Annotated in this window: 5 protein-coding genes; all 5 read left to right on the top strand. The window is 69.3% G+C overall.

All coding sequences use genetic code 11. The annotated features are described in order from the left end of the window. The coding region (locus tag ACODSL_RS20040) for a PBECR2 nuclease fold domain-containing protein (RefSeq protein ID WP_488902508.1) at nt 1-245 on the top strand (245 nt) is incomplete at its 5' end. 106 nt (nt 246-351) lie between these two features. Then, nucleotides 352-1,455, top strand: coding sequence for a phage protease (locus ACODSL_RS20035; protein ID WP_488902507.1), 1,104 nt, complete (start codon nt 352-354; stop codon nt 1,453-1,455). Then, a complete protein-coding gene (locus ACODSL_RS20030; RefSeq protein ID WP_488902506.1) occupies nt 1,455-2,255 on the top strand; it encodes a hypothetical protein in 801 nt (266 codons plus the stop codon). Before ACODSL_RS20035 ends, ACODSL_RS20030 begins: the two co-directional genes overlap by 1 nt. 13 nt (nt 2,256-2,268) lie before the next feature. Then, nucleotides 2,269-3,156, top strand: coding sequence for a Mu-like prophage major head subunit gpT family protein (locus ACODSL_RS20025; protein ID WP_488902505.1), 888 nt, complete (start codon nt 2,269-2,271; stop codon nt 3,154-3,156). After that, the coding region (locus ACODSL_RS20020) for a hypothetical protein (protein ID WP_488902504.1) at nt 3,156-3,514 on the top strand (359 nt) is incomplete at its 3' end. The genes ACODSL_RS20025 and ACODSL_RS20020, both read left to right, overlap by 1 nt.

Genomic DNA, 3,514 nt, shown 5'->3' with positions numbered 1-3,514 from the left:
CGGCCGAGGCGATCGCCGACCCCGACGAGATCCGCTGGATCTGGACCGATGGCGAAAAGCCCATGCTGCTGCGCCGGTACATCCGCCGGATCAAGACCTCGGACGGCGTCGTCGATGTCGTGGTCGACGGGGCGTCCGGCGGCGCCGCCCCCTGGTGGAGCTTCCGCACCTCGGTCGGCGGCGAGCTGGATCTGAACGCCTATCGCGGCGGCGTGCTGGCCTGGCGCCGCGCCGGCGGCGACTGAAACAAACCTCTCATGCCGTGTTCACGGGCGTCTTCCGCCCCGGCTGAATCCGTGCCTAAATCCTGACGCCACCCCTTCCAACGCCTTCATGCTGAAGGATTTCAGCATGGGCGGGGGTCAGCCGAAGGGCGACGTTGCGGGCCTCAACCGAGGTTTCCCCTTGTCGCCGCGCCAACTCATCACCGCGTCCGTCTACGTCTCGGCCATCGCCGCCGGCGCGCCGGTGGACTGGGTGCGCCTGTTCCCGATCGGCGAGGTGGCCACCAACGACGGCCGCGCCTGGCGGATCGACGATCGGGCGCACGCCGAGAGGATCGTCGCCGCTTCGCTGCAGCGCGCCGGCGGCCGTGAACTTCCCTTCGACTACGACCACCAGACCGTCTTCGCCGCGGTCAAGGGCGTGGGCGGCACGGCCAAGGCGGCCGGCTGGATCAAGGAACTCCAGGTCCGCGACGACGGCATCTGGGCCCGCGCCGACTGGACCGCCGCCGCCGCAGCCTCGATGGCGGCCGGCGAGTACCGATACCTCAGCCCGACCTTCCAGTCCGACGACAAGGATCGGGTGGCCTGCATCTGGGGGGCGGCTTTGACCAACACCCCCGCCCTCGACCTGGGCGCCGTTGCGTCCAGTGACCCCGACCACAATCAGGACTCTGAAACCATGTTGAAAGACATCGCGCTGGCCATGGGCCTGCCCGAGACCGCCTCCCAGGCGGATATCCTGGCGGCTATCGCCGCCGGGAAGACTGCCCAGACCGCCGCCACTGGCGTCCTGGCCGAGATCCGCACCGCCGCCGGTGTCGCCGCTGACGCGGACGCCCCGGCGGTTTGCGCGGCGATCGCCGCCCTGAAAACCACCGGCAGCGATGACGACCTGAAGGCCGCCGTCATCACCCTGACCGCCGAGGTCAACACCCTGAAATCTTCGGGGGCCCGCAAGGCGGCCGAGGACAAGGTCGATGCCGCCATCAAAGCCGGCCAGATCGTCCCGGCCACCCGGGACATCTTCATCACCCTGGCGACCGACAAGCCGGCCGAGTTCGACAAGCTGATCGGCGTGCAGCCGGTCGTCCTGGCGCCCGGCGCGGGTGACCGCACCAAGGTCGATCTGGAATCGATCACCCTGTCCGACGTGGAGCGGTCCGTCTGCGCGATGACCGGCGTCTCCGAAGCGGACTTCCTGGCTCAGAAGAAGAAGGACGCCGCCTGATGGCTCTCACCGCCGCCCGCCGCAATATCGCCCGTCTCGCCGAGGGCGCGCAGTCCTACCCGGTTAAGGCCGGCGTCGTCTGCATCCAGTCCGGCCTGGCCATCCTGGCCGCCGGCTATGCCCGCCCCGGGCGCATCGGCCAGGGTGCTGATACGCCCGCTAAGGCCGCCGACGCCGCCACCTATCAGGCCGTCGGGGTGTTCCTCGAAAGCAAGACCGGCGGAGCCGCCGATGGCGATGTGGTCATCTCGGTTCAGCCCGGGACCTGGAACTTCAACAACTCGTCCGGCGCCGACGCGATCACCATCGCCGACATCGGCAAGCCCTGCTTCATCGTCGATGACGAGACGGTCGCCCGGACCTCGTCCTCGCAGATCCGCGCCGTCGCGGGCGTGGTCGAGCAGGTCGACGCCGACTACGTCTGGGTCGCGGTTGGCCCGGCGGGTCGCGGCAAGCGGATCGCCACGGTCCCGTTCTTCATCAACCAGGTCGACCTGCTGGCCGGAACCTCGGCCGAGCTGCTGTCGCCCGTCGCCGGCGAGATCGTCGGCATGACCACGATCGTCCAGATCGCGGTGACCACCGGCGGCCCGATCACCGGCTCGGTGGGAACCACCGCCGTCGCCGGCCTGTCGTGCGTCATTCCCGACGCCGCGGCCAAGGGCTCGATCGTCCGCGACACCCCCACCGCCGGCGACGCCACGACCGTGGTCACCGCCGGCTCGCGCATCCAGGTCACTCCGGATGCTTCCTTCGCCACCGCCGGAGCCGTCTCGGGCTTCGTCGAGATCGCCTACTAGGAGCCGACGCCTCGTGATCATCACCTCAGCTTCCCTGGAGGCCCTTCGCACGGGTTTCCGCACCGAGTTCAACGCCGGCGTCGGTCTGGCGGCCCCCAAGTACGGGGCCATGACGACCACGGTTTCCTCGTCGACCAAGGTGGAGACCTACGGGTTCCTCGCCGACTTCCCGATCTTCCGGAAGTGGGTCGGCCCCAAGAAGATCCGCTCGATGGCCGAGAAGGCCTACGCGCTGACCAACGACGATTTCGAAGCCACGCTCGGGATCCACAAGAACAAGATCGACGACGACAACCTCGGTCTCTATGGCCCGATCGTGAAGGGCTGGGGCGAACAGGCCGGAGCCCTGCCCGACCGTCTCGCCTTCGAAGCCCTGGCCGCCGGCAACGCGCGACCCTGCTTCGATGGCCAGAACTTCTTCGACACCGACCACCCGATGGGCCCGGATGACACCGCCACGTCCAACGTCTCGGGCGCCGGCGCGGTCCAGCCCTGGTACCTGCTCGACTGCAGCAAGCCGCTGAAGCCGATCCTTCACCAGGAGCGGAAGAAGCCCGTCTTCTCGATGGTCACCGATCCGACCGACAGCCACGTCTTCCAGACCGGCGAGTATCTGATGGGCGGCGAGGCCCGCGGCGCGGCCGGGTTCACCTGGTGGCAGCTGGCGCACCGCAGCACGGCGACCCTGGCGGCCGCCGCGTACGAGGCGGCCAAGGCGCAGGCCGCGGCGTACACCAACGACGAGGGCGAGCCCCTGAGCATCAAGTACACGCACGTCGTCGTCGGGACGTCCAATGCCGCCGCGGCCCGCAACCTGTTCCTGAAGCAGAACCTCGCGGGCGGTGAGTCGAACATCTACTTCAACGATGTTCAGATCATCGAGTGCGAGCGGCTTCCCTGATGACGGAGGTCCGGTTCAAGTCGAGCCGTCCGGTCTACCGGCGAGGGGGCCTGTCCCTCTCGTCGGCGGCCTGGGTCGAGGTCGTGGCCGCGTCGTTGAGCAAGGCCGCGAACCTGGCGCTGCTCGAAGACCCCGTCGTCCTGGTCGAGGTCGCGGTCACTACCGACGACGGCGTGCGGTGGCTCAAGTTCACGGATGCCGATCGCCAGATGGCCGTCAGCCTGCTTCGCGACGGCCTGTTCGACCCGGCGCCGCCGTCCAGTCCGCCGGCGAGCCCGCCGAGCCCGCCTCCGCCGCCGCCCTCTCCGCCTCCGCCTCCGCCTCCGCCTCCGCTTCCGCTTCCGCCTCCGCCGGCTCC

It is taken from the genome of Caulobacter sp. FG121 (genome assembly GCF_057809815.1).
This window is presented reverse-complemented; position numbering and strand designations above follow the sequence as displayed.